The organism is Burkholderia theae, from assembly GCF_048565265.1.
GTDB classification, from domain to species: domain Bacteria; phylum Pseudomonadota; class Gammaproteobacteria; order Burkholderiales; family Burkholderiaceae; genus Burkholderia; species Burkholderia theae.
In genome coordinates, this window is record NZ_CP183461.1 from 2,842,981 (window position 1) to 2,859,848 (window position 16,868).

At 68.5% G+C, this 16,868-nt stretch carries 13 protein-coding genes; 7 read left to right on the forward strand and 6 right to left on the reverse strand.

Annotated elements, in window-relative coordinates; all coding sequences use genetic code 11:
- Positions 1–23: 23 nt before the first annotated feature.
- The gene (locus tag ACN22W_RS13450; RefSeq protein ID WP_006398637.1) at positions 24–362 is read right to left on the reverse strand and encodes a P-II family nitrogen regulator; all 339 of its coding nucleotides are present in this window, start codon (positions 360–362) and stop codon (positions 24–26) included.
- Between the two features lie 83 nt (positions 363–445).
- Entirely contained in the window at positions 446–2,167 is a 1,722-nt protein-coding gene (locus ACN22W_RS13455) for an NAD+ synthase (RefSeq protein WP_419684847.1), read from the reverse strand.
- A 108-nt stretch (positions 2,168–2,275) separates the two neighbouring features.
- On the opposite strand from ACN22W_RS13455, the gene ACN22W_RS13460 reads away from it, so the two are divergent.
- Together ACN22W_RS13460 and ACN22W_RS13465 are read left to right on the forward strand one after the other, a co-directional pair.
- Positions 2,276–3,454, forward strand: coding sequence for a GNAT family N-acetyltransferase (locus ACN22W_RS13460; RefSeq protein ID WP_419684849.1), 1,179 nt, complete (start codon positions 2,276–2,278; stop codon positions 3,452–3,454).
- 99 nt (positions 3,455–3,553) lie between these two features.
- Entirely contained in the window at positions 3,554–4,414 is an 861-nt protein-coding gene (locus ACN22W_RS13465) for a GIY-YIG nuclease family protein (RefSeq protein WP_419684851.1), read from the forward strand.
- A 55-nt stretch (positions 4,415–4,469) separates the two neighbouring features.
- On the opposite strand, the gene ppa is transcribed toward ACN22W_RS13465, so the two are convergent.
- On the reverse strand, positions 4,470–4,997 hold the full coding sequence (ppa, locus tag ACN22W_RS13470; protein ID WP_011352863.1) for an inorganic diphosphatase: 528 nt from the start codon (positions 4,995–4,997) through the stop codon (positions 4,470–4,472).
- Positions 4,998–5,190: 193 nt separating this feature from the next.
- Here ppa and ACN22W_RS13475 point away from each other — a divergent pair, with 193 nt between their 5' ends.
- From ACN22W_RS13475 to ACN22W_RS13490, 4 genes are all read left to right on the forward strand, one after another.
- Positions 5,191–6,630, forward strand: coding sequence for an aldehyde dehydrogenase family protein (locus ACN22W_RS13475; protein WP_412023217.1), 1,440 nt, complete (start codon positions 5,191–5,193; stop codon positions 6,628–6,630).
- A gap of 89 nt (positions 6,631–6,719) precedes the next feature.
- Complete coding sequence (locus tag ACN22W_RS13480; protein WP_129512711.1) at positions 6,720–7,478, forward strand: SDR family oxidoreductase; 759 nt, start codon at positions 6,720–6,722, stop codon at positions 7,476–7,478.
- Positions 7,479–7,608: 130 nt separating this feature from the next.
- The gene (locus tag ACN22W_RS13485; protein WP_193098841.1) at positions 7,609–8,913 is read left to right on the forward strand and encodes an MFS transporter; all 1,305 of its coding nucleotides are present in this window, start codon (positions 7,609–7,611) and stop codon (positions 8,911–8,913) included.
- 40 nt (positions 8,914–8,953) lie between these two features.
- Entirely contained in the window at positions 8,954–9,319 is a 366-nt protein-coding gene (locus ACN22W_RS13490; RefSeq protein ID WP_343493635.1) for a DUF4180 domain-containing protein, read from the forward strand.
- A gap of 133 nt (positions 9,320–9,452) precedes the next feature.
- Here the strand turns inward: ACN22W_RS13490 and ACN22W_RS13495 are convergent, their stop codons facing one another.
- The 3 genes from ACN22W_RS13495 to hemC are packed head-to-tail and all read right to left on the reverse strand — an operon-like array spanning position 9,453 to position 13,617.
- The gene (locus ACN22W_RS13495) at positions 9,453–10,640 is read right to left on the reverse strand and encodes a heme biosynthesis protein HemY (RefSeq protein ID WP_129512713.1); all 1,188 of its coding nucleotides are present in this window, start codon (positions 10,638–10,640) and stop codon (positions 9,453–9,455) included.
- A gap of 2 nt (positions 10,641–10,642) precedes the next feature.
- A complete protein-coding gene (gene hemDX / locus ACN22W_RS13500) occupies positions 10,643–12,613 on the reverse strand; it encodes a fused uroporphyrinogen-III synthase HemD/membrane protein HemX (protein ID WP_419684855.1) in 1,971 nt (656 codons plus the stop codon).
- The gene (gene hemC, locus ACN22W_RS13505) at positions 12,613–13,617 is read right to left on the reverse strand and encodes a hydroxymethylbilane synthase (RefSeq protein ID WP_129512715.1); all 1,005 of its coding nucleotides are present in this window, start codon (positions 13,615–13,617) and stop codon (positions 12,613–12,615) included. Before hemC ends, hemDX begins: the two co-directional genes overlap by 1 nt.
- A 208-nt stretch (positions 13,618–13,825) precedes the next feature.
- Between hemC and ppc the strand changes: the two genes are divergently transcribed.
- Entirely contained in the window at positions 13,826–16,840 is a 3,015-nt protein-coding gene (ppc, locus tag ACN22W_RS13510; protein ID WP_419684857.1) for a phosphoenolpyruvate carboxylase, read from the forward strand.
- The last annotated feature ends 28 nt before the right edge of the window (positions 16,841–16,868 follow it).

Genomic DNA, 16,868 nt, shown 5'->3' on the forward strand with positions numbered 1-16,868 from the left:
GGGCCCGCTGCCGAATGCGGCGCTCAGACGGCCGCTTCGTTCTCTTCGCCGGTGCGGATGCGGATCACGCGCTCGACGTCCGACACGAAGATCTTGCCGTCGCCGATCTTGCCGGTGCGTGCCGCGCCGATCACCGCGTCGATCACCTGGTCGACCTGCGCTTCCGCGACAACGACCTCGATCTTCATCTTCGGCAGGAAGTCGACGACATACTCGGCGCCGCGATACAGCTCGGTATGCCCCTTCTGGCGGCCAAAGCCCTTCACTTCCGTCACGGTCAGGCCCGTGAGACCCACTTCGGCGAGCGCTTCGCGGACTTCGTCCAGCTTGAACGGCTTGATGATGGCGGTGATGCGTTTCATGGTGGTTGTCCCCCAATGCTCGTATGGATGAAAAATCGCGATCCCGATTGTAAGCCTGCGAGCCGCGTACGGCTCGACACGGCTCAATCGAGACGCTCGGTAAAACGTGACGTGATCGGGTAGCGCCAGTCGCGCCCGAATGCGCGATGCGTGACGCGAATGCCGATCGGCGCCTGGCGGCGCTTGTATTCGTTGATCTTGATGAGTCGCGTCACGCGTTCGACGTCGGCTTGCGCATAACCGGCCGCGACGATCTCGGCGAGCGGCCGGTCTTCTTCCATGTACATCCGCATGATCGCGTCGAGCACGTCGTACGGCGGCAGGCTGTCCTGGTCGGTCTGGTTCTCGCGCAGCTCGGCCGACGGCGCGCGCGTCAGGATCCGCTCGGGAATCACGTCGCGCAGCGCGTAGTCGGCCGTTTCGTTGCGATAGCGGCAGAGCCGGTACACGAGCGTCTTCGCGATGTCCTTGATCACCGCGAAACCGCCGGCCATGTCGCCGTACAGCGTGCAGTAGCCGACCGCCATCTCGCTCTTGTTGCCGGTCGTCAGCACGATCGAACCGAACTTGTTCGACAGCGCCATCAGCAGCGTGCCGCGGATGCGCGCCTGGATATTCTCCTCGGTCGCGTCTTCCGCACGGCCCGCGAACTCGCCCGCGAGCGACGCGCGGAACGCGTCGAACATCGGCGCGATCGCGATCTCGTCGTAGCGCACGCCGACGCGCCGCGCCATCTCCGCCGCGTCGGTGGTCGAGATGTCGGCCGTGAAGCGCGACGGCATCATCACCGCGCGCACGCGCTCGGGCCCGAGCGCATCGCACGCGACGGCCAGCACCAGCGCCGAATCGACGCCGCCCGACAGCCCGATCAGCACGCCGGGAAAACCGTTCTTGCCGATGTAGTCGCGCACGCCCGTGACGAGCGCGCGGTACACCTGCGCATCCGTCGACAGCTCGCGCGCGATCGCGCCGGGCAGCGGCCGCGCGCCGTCGAACTCGACGATCGCGTGCCCTTCGTCGAACTGCGGCATCTTCGCGACGAGCGCGCCCTGCGCGTCGAGCACGAACGAGCCGCCGTCGAACACGAGCTCGTCCTGGCCGCCGACGAGGTTCACGTACACCATCGGCAGCCCGGTCTCGCGGATCCGCGCGCGCAGGATGTCGAAGCGCACCGCTTCCTTGTTCATGTGATACGGCGAGCCGTTCGGGATCAGCAGCACCTGCGCGCCGGCCGCCTTCGCGATCTGCGCGGCCGATGCATGCCACGCGTCCTCGCAGATGATCACGCCGTATTTCACGCCGTTCAGCTCGAACACGAGCGGCTCGGCGTCCGTCGCGAAATAGCGCTTCTCGTCGAACACCTCGGCGTTGGGCAGATCCTGCTTGCGGTAGGTGCCGGCGATCTCGCCGCCGACGATCAGCGACACAGCGTTGAAGGTGTCGGTGGGCGGCACGCCGCGCTCGATCGGGCGGTTTGCATTACCATCGACGGCTGGCGCGCGCGAAGCGTCGCCCGGCGGATCGCCGCCCGCGCCGCGCAACGGATGGCCGACCAGCACCGCGAGCCCGTCGAACGCCTTCAGCGCATCGGCGAGCGCGTCGAGCGCGGCGGCCGCCGCCGCGTAGAACGCGGGCCGCAGCAGCAGGTCTTCCGGCGGATAGCCGGACAGCGCGAGTTCCGGCGCGACCATCAGCTGCGCACCATCGTTGTGCGCGGCGCGCGCGGCCGCGACGATCCGTGCGACGTTGCCGGCGAAATCGCCGACGGTGACGTTGATCTGGGCGAGAGCGAGTCGGGTCTTCATGACGGGATCGGCGCAGCCCGGCGGCGCGCCCTGAACGGCTGACGAAATCGTCCCGGGCGCGGGCCACGGCGGCACGCGTCCGGCAACATCCAACGTACGGATTCACGCTTGAAACACGAACGCATCGATTATCGCACGGGCATCCTGTCGTCCCCCGCGGAGGTGCCGGCCGACGAATGGAACGCGCTGCTTGCGCGCGACGCGCAGCCGACGCCGTTCCTGCGCCACGAATTCCTCGACGCGCTGCACGTCGCGCGCTGCGCGGTCGACGACACCGGCTGGTCGCCGCACTTCGTCACGCTGACCGACGCACGCACGGGCCGCCTCGCGGCCGCCGCGCCCGTCTACGCGAAGCAGCATTCGTACGGCGAATACGTGTTCGACTGGGCGTGGGCCGACGCGTACCAGCGCAACGACCTGCCCTACTACCCGAAGCTGCTGTGCGCGGTGCCGTTCACGCCCGTGCAGGGCACGCGCCTGCTCGCGGCCGACGACGACGCGCGCCGCCGGCTCGCGGCCACGCTGCTCGCGTTCGCCGAGCAGAGCGACGTGTCGTCGCTGCACGTGCTGTTCCCCACCGGCGACGAAGCGCGGCTCCTCGAATCGATGGGGATGATGCTGCGCGAAGGCGTGCAGTTCCACTGGATCAACGACGGTTACCGCCACTTCGACGATTTCCTCGCCACGCTCGAGCAGAAGAAGCGCAAGAACATCCGTGCGGAACGGCGCAAGGTGCACGACGCGGGCGTGACGTTCCGGCGGCTCACCGGCGACCGGATCAGCGACGCCGACTGGCGCTTCTTCTCGCGCTGCTACCGGCAGACCTACCGCGAACACTTTTCGAGCCCGTACCTGAACCTCGACTTCTTCCGCGCGATCGGCGCGTCGATGCCCGAGAACCTGCTGCTCGTGATCGCGGAAGCCGACGGAAAGCCGATCGCGAGCGCGCTCGCCGTCTACCGGCGCGGCGAGCACGGCGGCGGCACGCTGTACGGCCGCTACTGGGGGGCGATCGAGCACGTGCCGTGCCTGCATTTCGAAACGGCCTACTACCAGTTGCTCGAATTCTGCATCGAAGCCGGGCTCGACACGTTCGAAGGCGGCGCGCAGGGCGAACACAAGCTCGCGCGCGGGTTCCTGCCGACCGTCACGCACTCCGCGCACTGGCTCGCGCACCCGGCGTTCTCGGACGCGGTCGCGCGCTTTCTCGAACGCGAGACCGAGCATATCCACGCGTACGTCGACGAATTGCGCGAACACGATCCGTTCCGGCGCGGCACCGAGTAGTGGCCGACGCCGCGCCGCTTCCGCGATGGACACGGCGCCGGTGGCGTTGACGCACGCGTTTTCTGAGACACTGGCGGCTTCGCATCCCGCCGCCCTGCCATGTCCTGGTTTCTGTATCTGATCGAATGCGCCGACGACAGCGTCTACACGGGCATCACGACCGACGTTGCCGCGCGCTTCGACGAGCACGCCGCCGGCAAGGGCGCGCGCTACACGCGCTCGCGCAAGCCGCGCGCGGTGCTCGCATCGTTTCCGCTGCCCGACCGGTCGAGCGCGTCGCGCGCCGAATACTGGGTGAAGCGGCTCACGCCCGTGCAGAAGCGTGAGCTGGCGGCCGGGTTGCGTACGCTGGAATCGGTGCTGCCGGTCGTGGTGACGCTCGACGAGAGCGGCGAAGCAGCGGGTTTGCAGGCGGGCACGCGTGGGCGGAAGAAGGCGAAAGCAAAGGCTGAAAACGTCGACAACGCGACGAAGACGGCGGAAACGGAAAAGGCGGCCGGGAAGAGCGCGAAGACCGGCAACGCCAAGAAAGCCGCCAAAACCGCAAAGACCCCGAAGACCGCGAAAACCAAACAAGCCACCAAAGCGCCCAAGGCGGCCAAAGCCGCGCCGGTCGCGAAACGCGCAAAGACCGACGGCGATGCGGTCGCGAAAAAGACCGCGTCGCGCAGCACGCCGGCAAAAAAAGACAAGCCGTCCGCACCTCCTTCGACGAAAAAGAAAGCACCGGCCGTTGCCGGAAAGCCCGTCGCGAACGGGCGCGACAACGACGCTTCCGCACCGGCCCGCCGTCGTCCGTCGGCCAGGAAAGCCGACGAAGCCACCGCGGTCTCCGCTGCTCCTCGCCGCGCCAAGCGCACGCAGGGTGCAACGGACAAGCCAACCACTATCGCCCCGCCCGCTTCCACTTCCGCGCGCAAGAAAACCGCGCGCGCAAAACAAAACCGCGCGGCCTCCTGAGGAGACACGCGCGGTTTGCGTTTCGCACGAACCGGCCGTCGGGCCGGCACGCTGCTTACTTCTTGTAGTTCGCGGCGCCGTCGGTGATTTCCTTGTGCGCGGCTTCGATGCCGGCCCAGCCTTCGACCTTCACCCACTTGCCCTTCTCGAGCGCCTTGTATTGCTCGAAGAAGTGCTTGATCTGGTCCTTCAGGTACTCGGGCACGTCGTCGATCGACTTCAGGTTCGCCGTCATCGGGCAGACCTTGTCGTGCGGCACCGCGACCAGCTTCGCGTCGACGCCCGACTCGTCGGTCATCTGCAGCATGCCCAGCACGCGCGAACGCACGATCGAGCCGGCCAGCAGCGGGAACGGCGTGATCACCAGCACGTCGACCGGATCGCCGTCGCCCGACAGCGTCTGCGGGATGTAGCCGTAGTTCACCGGATAGCGCATGCCCGTGCCGATGAAGCGGTCGACGACGAGGAGACCCAGCTCCTTGTCCGCCTCATACTTCACCGGATCGCTTTGGGCGGGAATCTCGATGATCACGTTGAAATCTTGCGGCAGGTCCTTGCCGGCCGGAACATGATTGAAGCTCATGAGCGCTCTCTGTAGGTCGATGGGAATTCGGGACAGGGCGCCGCGACCGATGCAGCGCCGCGGGCGTCCCCCAAGGGAATGCGCCATTATAGCCAATCGACCGGTGGCATCCGGGTGACGATCGGCGCGATAATCGGTTCCGGATGTCCAGCCGTCGAACGACAGGCGGCGTTGCATGACGACAGGAGCAGGCATGGAAGAAGCTAAGCACTTCATCGCAGGCGAATGGACGTTGCCCGCGCAACTGGAAACGATCGCGGTCGTCGATCCGTCCGACGGCCAGCCGTTCGCGACGATCGCGCGCGGCACCGCGCCCGACATCGAGCGCGCGGTCGCCGCGGCCCGCGACGCATTCGCGGGCGCATGGGGCGCCGCGAGTGCCGCCGAGCGCGGCCGCGTGCTGATGCGGCTGTCGGCGCGCGTGACCGATTCGCTGGAGGAACTCGCCGCGATCGAGGCGCGCGACACCGGCAAGCCACTGAAGCAGGCGCGCGCCGACGCGGCCGCGCTCGCGCGCTACTTCGAGTTCTACGCGGGCGCGGCCGACAAGCTGCACGGCGAAACCCTTCCCTATCAGGCCGGCTACACGGTGCTGACGGTGCGCGAACCACACGGCGTCACCGGCCACATCGTGCCGTGGAACTACCCGATGCAGATCTTCGGGCGCAGCGTCGGCGCGGCGCTCGCGGCCGGCAACGCGTGCGTCGTCAAGCCGGCCGAGGATGCGTGCCTGTCGGTGCTGCGCGTCGCCGAGCTGGCCGCCGAGGCCGGGCTGCCGGCCGGCGCGCTCAACATCGTCACCGGCTACGGCCATGAAGCCGGTGCCGCGCTCGCGCGCCATCCGGGCATCGACCACATCTCGTTTACGGGCTCGCCGGCCACCGGCAAGCTGGTCACGCAGATGGCAGCCGAGAACCACGTGCCCGTCACGCTCGAACTCGGCGGCAAGTCGCCGCAGATCGTGTTCGCCGATGCCGATCTCGAAGCGGCGCTGCCGGTGCTCGTATCGGCGATCGTGCAGAACGGCGGGCAGACCTGCTCGGCCGGCAGCCGCGTGCTGATCGAGCGCGCGGTCTACGAGCCGCTCGTCGAACGGCTCGCCACCGCGTTCAACGGGCTGCGCGTCGGCCCGAGCCGCGCCGATCTCGACTGCGGCCCGCTGATCAACGCGAAACAGCAGCAGCGCGTGTGGGATTTCCTGTCCGACGCGCAGCACGACGGCATTCCGATGGCCGCGCACGGGCAGGTCGTCGCCGACGCGCCCGAAAGCGGCTTCTACCAGGCACCCGCGCTGTTGCGCGACGTGCCGCCGTCGCACCGGCTCGCGCAGGAGGAAGTGTTCGGCCCCGTGCTCGCCGCGATGCGTTTCGTCGACGAAGACGAAGCCGTCGAACTCGCGAACGGCACGCCGTACGGCCTCGTCGCGGGCATCTGGACGCGCGACGGCGCACGTCAGATGCGTCTCGCGCGACGCCTGCGCGCGGGCCAGGTGTTCATCAACAACTACGGCGCGGGCGGCGGCGTCGAACTGCCGTTCGGCGGCGTCGGCCACTCGGGCCATGGCCGCGAGAAAGGCTTCGAGGCGCTGTACGGTTTCACCGCGCTGAAGACGATCGCGATCCGGCACGGCTGAACGCGCGGCACGCGAACGCGGCCGGCAGCAGCCGGCCGAATCGCGAAACGAAACACGACGACTCTCATCACCAGCACAGGAGACACACCATGCGGTTGAGCGGCAAGACGGCCATCGTCACGGGCGGCGGCTCGGGTTTCGGCGAAGGCATCGCGAAGACCTACGCGCGCGAAGGCGCGAACGTCGTCGTCAACGACCTGAACGGCGCGGCGGCCGAGCGCGTCGCGAGCGAGATCGCGCTCGCCGGTGGCAAGGCGATCGCGGTGGCCGGCGACGTGTCGAAGGACGACGACTGGCGCGCGCTGCTGCAGGCCGCGCTCGACGATTTCCATTCGGTGCAGATCGTCGTGAACAACGCGGGCACCACGCACCGCAACAAGCCGGTGCTCGACGTCACGGAAGCCGAATTCGACCGCGTGTACGCCGTCAACATGAAGAGCCTGTTCTGGTGCGTGCAGACCTTCGTTCCGTACTTCCGCGAACAGGGCGGCGGCGTGTTCGTGAACGTCGCGTCGACGGCCGGCGTGCGGCCGCGCCCGGGCCTCGTCTGGTACAACAGCACGAAGGGCGCGATGATCACCGCGAGCAAGTCGCTCGCGGCCGAGCTCGGCGCCGACCGCATCCGCGTGAACTGCATCAATCCCGTGCTCGGAGAAACGGCGCTGATGACCGAGTTCATGGGCTGCGAGGACACGCCCGACAACCGCCGCCGCTTCCTCGCGACGATCCCGCTCGGCCGCTTCTCGACGCCACAGGACATCGCCAACGCAGCGCTTTACCTGGCATCCGACGAGGCCGAATTCATCACGGGCGTCTGCCTTGAAGTCGACGGCGGACGCTGCATCTAGCTACACCGGGCTGTTCGCGCGCCGCGCCGGGATTCACCGGTCGGCACCCCGTCCACGCATTACTTCGCACGAAACCGGATCGGGCGCCGATGCGCCGGCTCCGGCCAACCACAAATAGACAGGAGACAACATGGCAACATCGACGCAGTCGCTGCCGGGTTCGTCCGGCGCATTCGAGGAAGCAACCTACCGCAAGGTGTCGTGGCGGCTCACGCCGCTCCTGCTGCTGTGCTACGTGGTCGCGTATCTCGACCGCGTGAACGTCGGGTTCGCGAAGCTGCAGATGGCGAGCGACCTGAACCTGAGCGACACCGTCTACGGGCTCGGTGCCGGGATCTTCTTCTTCGGCTACTTCCTGTTCGAGGTGCCGAGCAACATCATCCTGCACAAGGTCGGCGCGCGCCTGTGGATCGCGCGGATCATGGCGACGTGGGGCGTGATCTCGATCCTGACGATGTTCGTCACGACGCCCACGATGTTCTATGTGATGCGCTTCCTGCTCGGCGTCGCCGAAGCCGGCTTCTTCCCCGGCGTGATCCTCTACCTCACGTACTGGTATCCCGCGCACCGGCGCGGCCGGATGACGACCTTCTTCATGACGGCCGTCGCGCTGTCCGGCGTGATCGGCGGGCCGCTCTCGGGCTTCATCCTGAAGGCGTTCGACGGTATCAGCGGGTGGCACGGCTGGCAATGGCTGTTCCTGCTCGAAGGCATCCCGTCGGTGCTGGTCGGCGTCGTCGTGTTCCTCAAGCTCGACGACCGGATCGCGAAGGCGAACTGGCTGACCGACGAGGAAAAGGCGCTGCTTGCGCGCAACGTCGACGCGGAAGAAGCGACGAAGCAGGACCTGCCGCTCGGCGCCGTGCTGGCCAGCCCGCGCGTGTTGCTGATGGCGCTCATCTACTTCTCGTTCGTGATGGGGCTCTACGGCGTCGGCTTCTGGCTGCCGACCATCATCAAGGCGACGGGCGTCACCGACACGGTCGCGATCGGCCTGCTGTCGGCGATTCCGTATGCGGCCGCGGTGGTCGCGATGATCCTGATCGCGCGCAGCGCGGACAAGCACCGCGAACGCCGCTGGCACCTCGCGATTCCCGCCGCGATCGGCGCGGTCGGGCTCGTGCTGTCGGTGATCTGGGCGCATCAGACCGCGCTCGCGATGCTCGGCCTCACGCTTGCGACGATCGGCATCCTGACCACGCTGCCGCTGTTCTGGAGCCTGCCGACCGCGTTCCTCGGCGGCGCGGCCGCCGCGGCCGGCATCGCGATGATCAACTCGATCGGCAACCTCGCGGGCTTCCTGAGCCCCTACCTGATGGGCTGGCTCAAGCAGGCGACGGGCGCCAACGACGCGGGCATGTATATGCTCGCGGGATTCCTCGTGCTCGGCGGGCTGCTCGCGCTGTCGGTGCCGAAGCAGCTCGTGGACAAGTGACGCACCGCACCTAATGATCATCTCGACGGAGCCAACAGGCATGCACCACCGAATCATCGAAGCAGCCGGCACCCGCGTGCTGGTCCGGGACACGTCCGCCCAGGTCTTGCAGCGGGAAAGCGATGCGCTGGACCTCGTCGCGCTCGCGCACGAACATGAAGTCGACTGGATCGCGGTCCCCGCCGACGCGCTGCACGACGATTTCTACCGGCTCGAAAGCGGGCTCGCGGGCGCGATGCTGCAGAAATTCGTCAACTACGGGTTGCGACTCGGCGTGATCGGCGACATCGACCGCTGGGTCGCACGCAGCGAAGCGTTCCGTGCCCTCGTGCGCGAATCCAATCGCGGGCGGTCGGTGTGGTTCGTCGCGTCCGAAGACGACCTGCTGCGCAAGCTCGACGCGTAGCGATACTGCACGCCGCGTATCGCATCCATCGCCCGATGCCGGCCGATCGCCGGCAGCAGGATAAAAAAAGCCCCGAAGGCCAGATGGCGTTCGGGGCTTTTTCGCGGAGCGGCAAGCAGCCGCGCCACGCGCGTCAGACCACGGTGATCGCGAGCGCGCTTTCGCGGTAGTGCTTCGCGGCCTTGTCGGTTTCGCCGAGATGCTCGAACAGACGCGCGAGCGCGCGGTGCGCACGCACCTTCAGCGCCTCGTTGTCGGCCAGCTTCAGCGCCGATTCGAGGAACGACTGCGCCTTGCCCCACAATTGCTGCTGCTGGCAGAGGCGGCCGAGCGCGAACAGCAGGTCGGCATCTTCCGGGTGATCCTTCTTCCACCCTTCGGCCTTCTGGATCAGCGGCAGCGCATCGGCGCCGGCCGTGTCCGGGTAACGACGCAGCAGGCGCGCATCCCAGTTGTGCGCGAGCGCTTCCTCGACGATGCGACGCGCTTCGTTGCGACGCTCGAGCGGCACCAGCAGGTCGGCCGCGAGATCGGCGAGACGCGGCGACTGGCGCTCGACCGGCGACAGCGACTGCCACACCTCGAGCAGCGCGTCCGGATCGTGCCGGCGTTCGCGAAGCAGGTTTTCCGCGGCCTGCTGGCGCAGCCGCACGGCCGCGGCCGGATGCAGCGCCTCACGTTTCTCCAGCGCCTTCGCGAGCTTCAGCACTTCGGCCCAGTTCTTCAACTGCTGCTGTGCGCGCAGCGCAACCTGCTGCGCATGGATGCGTTTGCCACCCGCCTGCAAGTCAGCCAGCGCGGCGAGCGCGCCATCAGCATCGCGTGCGTCCGCGCGCATGTCGGCCGCAGCGAGCAGCCGTGCATCCTGCCACTCGGGCGCGTCGACCTTCGACAGCCAGTCGTCGCGGCGCGTGTACTCGTGCATCCGGTGCGCGGCGGTAGCCGCGACGAGACTCGCCGCACCCAGGTTCGCGTCGACCGACAGCGCCTCACGCGCGGCCTTTTCCGCGCGCGAGAAACGGCCCGCATACAGGTTCGCGATCGCGTCGCGCAACGACGCCTGCGCCTTCTCGTTGCGCGAACGCGCACGATACGCGGCGACCCGCTGCGGCATGCGCCAGATGTTGCGCACGATGCGCAGCAGCGCATACACGACGATGAACAGCACGACGATGGCGATCACGAACAGGTTCAGCGACACGTCGACCCGATACGGCGGATAGACGAGCAGCACCTGCCCCGCGTCGAAATGCCCGACGGTGGCGAGCGCCGCGGCGATCGCGAACAGGACCGCGAGCCAGACGATTCCTCGAAGCGTCATCGTTACCCCCGGCTCTTGAACTGCTGAACGGCGTTCAGGCTCGTGTTCAGGTTCGGCACCGCGACCGTCAGCGATGCGCCGTCAACCTGCTTGAGCAGATCCTCGACGGTCTGCGTGTCCTTCGATGCCTGATCGAAATACTTCCCGAGCGACGCCTGCGCGGCGTGCAGGTCGGCCTTCATCGCGCTGTCGTTGCGCGCGAGCAGCGACAACCGCGCGGTGAGCAGGCGCAGCTTCACGTTCTCGCGCACGAAGTAGCCCTGATCGGGCGACGCGAGCATCGCGTCCGCGTTGTCGATCCGGCGCACCTGCACGAGGCCCTTCAGCTGCTGGCCGAGACCGGCCGAGAAGTCGTGCCACCACACCTTCCAGCGCGGCTCGCCGGCCACGGCCGACGCCGCGGCGTCGACCGGCGCGGCCTTCGGCGCCTCGTGCGGCACGATCGCCTCGCCGGACAGCGGCAGCGCGTCGATCTTGCCGATCGCGTCGTCGAGCTTGATCGCGAGGCCGGTGAGATCGGCCGCCGGCGCGGCCTTCAGCTTCTCGATGTCCAGCGCGAGCGCCTTGCGCACCGTGACGGCCTGCGCGCTCTGCGACGTCGCGAGACGCGCGTCGGCGTTCTGCAGCGCGATCAGCGCGAGTTGCGTGTTGCCCGTCAGTTGAAGCTGCTGGCTCGCGCTCGACAGCATCTGGTCGACTTCCTCGAGCATCCACGCATCGCGGTTGCGCGACAGGTCCTGGTATTGCTGCTGCAGCGCCTGCTGCGCGCTCTGCGCGTCGGCGAGCTTGCCGTCGAGCTGCGCGAGCTGCGTGTCGACCTGATGCGTGCTCGCGAGCGCCTGCTCGGTCTTCATGCGCGTTTCGGCCGTCTGCGCGTCGAGCGCCTTCTGGCGCGTGACGAACGAGCCGTCGAGCCGGTCGATCTTGCGGTTCAGCGCATAACCGCCGACACCCGCCGCGCAGCCGAGCACGACGACGACGAACCACAGCAGCGCGCTGCCGCCGCGGCGCGCGGGCGGTTCGGACGCCATGTACGGGGGTCGAGACGGCGGTGCGGATGCAGCGGCCGGCTGGGAAGCGACGCTTTTGGAATCGTTGGTATCTGTCATGCGTTTAGTCACCGGTGCGGCTGTCGCCGGTTGGACGGCCTCGGCGGCCATCGTTCGAAACGCGCGGACGATGCGCTCATCGCCCGCGCCGGTCAGCGTAATCCTATCAAAACCCAATGTACGCGCGGTCTGCTCGATGCGCGGGTGCGGCGTCACGAGCGGCGCATGCTTCAGCGCATCGATCTCGGCATCGTTCAAATGCGCCCGCGCGAGTTCGTGCAGGTTGCGCACGCCTTCCGAGCTCGTGACGAGCCACGCATGCGGTGCGCCGTCGAGCAGCGCATGCACGCGCTCCCATGCGCCGACGCGCGGCTCGGGCACGACGCGCCGGTACGCGGCAACCAGCGTGACGTCCGCGCCGGCCTCGCGCAGCCGGTCGGCGAGCCATTCGCGCCCGCCGTCGCCGCGCACGATCATCACGCGCTTGCCTGCCAGCGCCTGAGCGCCGCCGAATGCGGCCTCGATGCACGCGAACAGGCTTTCCGAATCGTAATGGGGCACGCCGCCGTCGGCCGGCGCCTGCGGCGCGATCACGCGATGCGCGGGCGCCGCGATGCCGTGACGCTCGAGCGCCGCGACGCTGCCGGGCCCGACCACGCCGACCGGCAGCGCGTTCGGCCAGATCGCGCCGTACTGCGCGAGCGCGCGGTCGATCGCGTTCGGCGACACGAAAATCACGAGCGCGTAGTCGGCAAGCGCCGCGAACGCGGCGTCGAGCGGCGCCGGATCGTCGACCGGCGCGATGTCGATCAGCGGGAATTCGAGCACGTCGCAACCGGCGTCGGCCAGTTGCGCGGCGAGCGTGTCCGACTGGCCGTCCGGGCGCGTCAGGACGGCGGTGAACGCGCGCGCGCCGCCCGCCATCAGGCGTCGCCCTTGCCGGCCGGCGAGCCGGCGGCGAGCAGTGCGCGGACGATGTCGAGCGCACCTTGCTCCTCGAGATCGTCGGACACGGCGCGGCCGAGCGCGAGCGCATCGGCGACGGTCACGACCGCACCGCACTCCTCGGCCGTCAGCACGCGCTTGCCGTCGGTCGTCGACACGCGGCCCGTCAGGTACAGTTCGCCCGCTCGCCACACCGCGTGCGCGGCGAGCGGCACCTCGCAGCTGCCGCCGAGCGCGCGCGACACCATCCGCTCGGCCTCGACCGCGAGCGCGGTCTGCCGGTCGTGCAGCGGCGCGAGCCAGCCGGCGACGTCGTCGCGGTGCGCCGCGATCTCGATGCCGAGCGCGCCCTGGCCGGCCGCTGGCGGGCTCGCCTCGACGTCGAGCAGCGCGCGGATCCGCGCTTCGAGGCCGAGGCGCTTCAGGCCGGCGGCCGCGAGGATGATCGCCGCGTAGTCGCCGCGGTCGAGTTTCGAGAGGCGTGTGTCGAGGTTGCCGCGCAGCGGCAGCACGTCGAGGTGCGGATAGCGCGCGCGCAGCATCGCCTCGCGGCGCAGGCTCGACGTGCCGACGACCGCGCCGGCCGGCAGCGCGTCGAGCGACGCGTAGTCGTTCGACACGAACGCGTCGCGCGGATCCTCGCGCTCCATGATCGCGGCAAGCGAGAAGCCGTCGGGCAGCGCCATCGGCACGTCCTTCAGCGAATGCACGGCGAGATCGGCGCGGCCGTCGGCCAGCGCGCTCTCCAGTTCCTTCACGAACAGGCCCTTGCCGCCGACCTTCGACAGCGTGCGATCGAGAATCTGATCGCCCCGGGTCGTCATCCCGAGGATTTTCACGTCACAAGCTGGATATAATTTGCGCAGCGCATCACGCACATGTTCGGCTTGCCACATCGCCAGGCGGCTCTCGCGCGAAGCAATCGTCAACGTCGCGGGCGGCTGTGCCTGTTGCGGCCCGGCCGCAAGGGTCTCGGAATTCATTGCTGGAACATCGAAGGACGGGATTGAAGATCGAACAATGGTAGCACGCACGCCCCGGCCCGCCCGGGCCCGGAGCCTGCGCCCGACCGGCCCCTGCGCGGGTCGCGGCGCCGATGTGCGGATGTGCCGCACGTAGCTGGTTGCTTGACCGCAGTTCCCGCAGTTTTCGCAGTTCCTTTTGACTCGAGCTTTCCCAAGGAAACCCATCGTGAAGTCTTCCGGATCGGCGCGTACGGCGCGCCGCAATGCTGCCCAGTCCTCCTCCGACGCCCCGACGGGCACTGTCGCCACCGCCGCGAACGGCCGTGCGAAAACGGCAACGAAACCGAAAGACCCGATACGTCAGACAAAACGCGCGCCGAAAACCGCCGGCCCCGCTGCCCGCACGGCCGGCGCGCCGAAGTCCGGCACGCGCACGCGTGAAGACAAGGACGGCCCGCTGTTCGAGGACATCCGCTTCCTCGGCCGCCTGCTCGGCGACGTCGTGCGCGAGCAGGAAGGCGACACCGTGTTCGACGTCGTCGAGACGATCCGCCAGACCGCGGTCAAGTTCCGCCGCGAGGACGACAGCGAAGCCGCGCAGACGCTCGAGAAGAAACTGCGCAAGCTGACGCCGGAGCAGACGGTGAGCGTCGTGCGCGCGTTCAGCTATTTCTCGCATCTCGCGAACATCGCGGAAGACCGCCACCACAACCGCCGCCGCCGCATCCACGCGCTGGCCGGCTCCGCGCCGCAGCCCGGCACCGTCGCGTACGCGCTCGAACAGCTGAAGACCACCGGCAACGCGTCGAAACGCCTGCTGCAGCGCTTCTTCGACGATGCGCTGATCGTGCCGGTGCTGACCGCACACCCGACCGAAGTGCAGCGCAAGAGCATCCTCGACGCGCAGCACGACATCGCGCGCCTGCTCGCCGAACGCGACCAGGAGCTGACCGCGCGCGAGCGCCAGTACAACGAATCGATGCTGCGCGCGCGCGTGACCGCACTGTGGCAGACCCGCATGCTGCGCGACGCGCGCCTGACGGTCGGTGACGAGATCGAGAACGCGCTGTCGTACTACCGCGCGACCTTCCTCGACGAGCTGCCGGCGCTGTACGGCGACATCGAGGCCGCGCTCGCCGAGCACGGCCTGTCCGCGCGCGTACCCGCGTTCTTCCAGATGGGCAGCTGGATCGGCGGCGATCGCGACGGCAACCCGAACGTGACCGCGCCGACGCTCGACGAGGCGATCAACCGCCAGGCCGCGGTGATCCTCGAACACTATCTGGAACAGGTGCACAAGCTGGGCGCCGAGCTGTCGGTGTCGAACCTGCTCGTCGGCGCGAACGACGCCGTGAAGGCGCTCGCGGCGGCGTCGCCCGACCAGTCGCCGCACCGCGTCGACGAACCGTATCGCCGCGCGCTGATCGGCATCTACACGCGGCTCGCCGCGAGCGCGCGTGTGCGCGTCGGCGAAGGCACGGTGCCCGTGCGCAGCGCGGGCCGCGGCGCGCCGCCCGTGCGCGCGATCCCGTATGCGGATTCCGAAGCGTTCGTCGCCGACCTGAAGGTGCTGACCGCATCGCTCGACGAACACCACGGCACGTCGCTCGCCGCGCCGCGCCTCGCGCCGCTCGTGCGCGCGGCCGAAGTGTTCGGCTTCCATCTCGCGAGCATCGACCTGCGCCAGAGCTCCGACATCCATGAAGCCGTGGTCGCCGAGCTGTTCGCGCGCGCGGGCGTCGAGGCCGACTACGCGGCGCTCGCCGAGGAAGAGAAGCTGCGCGTGCTGCTCGCCGCGCTCGCCGATCCGCGCCCGCTGCGCTCGCCGTACATCGAATACTCGGCGCTCGCGCAGAGCGAGCTCGGCGTGTTCGAGAAGGCGCGCGACGTGCGCGCGCAATTCGGCGCCCGCGCCGTGCGCAACTACATCATTTCGCATACGGAAACCGTCAGCGACCTCGTCGAGGTGCTGCTGCTGCAGAAGGAGACGGGGCTGCTCGAAGGCACGCTCGGCGTGCCCGGCAGCCATGCGAAGAACAGCCTGATGGTGATCCCGCTGTTCGAGACGATCCCCGACCTGCGCGACGCGTCGCGCATCATGCGCGAATACTTCGCGCTGCCGGGCATCGATGCGCTGATCGCGCACCAGGGCGCCGAGCAGGAGGTGATGCTCGGCTACTCGGACAGCAACAAGGACGGCGGTTTCCTCACGTCGAACTGGGAGCTGTATCGTGCGGAACTCGCGCTCGTCGACCTGTTCCGCGACCGCAAGATCACGCTGCGGCTGTTCCACGGCCGCGGCGGCACGGTCGGCCGCGGCGGCGGCCCGACCTACCAGGCGATCCTGTCGCAACCGCCGGGCACCGTGAACGGCCAGATCCGCCTGACCGAACAGGGTGAGGTGATCGCGAGCAAGTTCGCGAACCCGGAGATCGGCCGGCGCAACCTCGAGACGGTCGTCGCCGCGACGCTCGAGGCATCGCTGCTGCCGCAATCGAACGCCCCCGCGCAACTGCCCGCGTTCGAAGCCGCGATGCAGACGCTGTCCGACTCGGCGATGGCCGCGTACCGCGCGCTCGTCTACGAAACGCCGGGCTTCACCGACTACTTCTTCTCGTCGACGCCGATCACCGAGATCGCCGAGCTGAACATCGGCAGCCGCCCGGCCTCGCGCAAGCTGCAGGATCCGAAGCAGCGCAAGATCGAGGATCTGCGCGCGATTCCGTGGGGCTTCTCGTGGGGCCAGTGCCGGCTGCTGCTGACGGGCTGGTACGGCTTCGGCAGCGCGGTGAGCGCGTATCTCGACGGCGCGCCGGACGACGCCGAGCGCACCAAGCGCGTCGCGCTGCTGAAGAAGATGAACAAGACCTGGCCGTTCTTCGCGAACCTGCTGTCGAACATGGACATGGTGCTCGCGAAGACCGATCTCGCGGTCGCGTCGCGCTACGCGCAACTCGTCGCCGACCGCAAGCTGCGCAAGCACGTGTTCGAGCGCATCGTCGCGGAATGGGAGCGCACGTCGCAGGCCCTGGCGGAAATCACGGGACACGAAGGCCGTCTCGCGACCAACCCGCTGCTCGCGCGCTCGATCACGAACCGCTTCCCGTATCTCGATCCGCTGAATCACCTGCAGGTCGAGCTGATCAAGCGTCACCGCGCGGGCGACACGAACGCGCGGCTGCGCCGCGGGATTCACCTGACGATCAACGGGATCGCGGCCGGCCTGCGCAACACGGGCTGATCCGCATCCGGCGCGGGCCCGTTCCGCG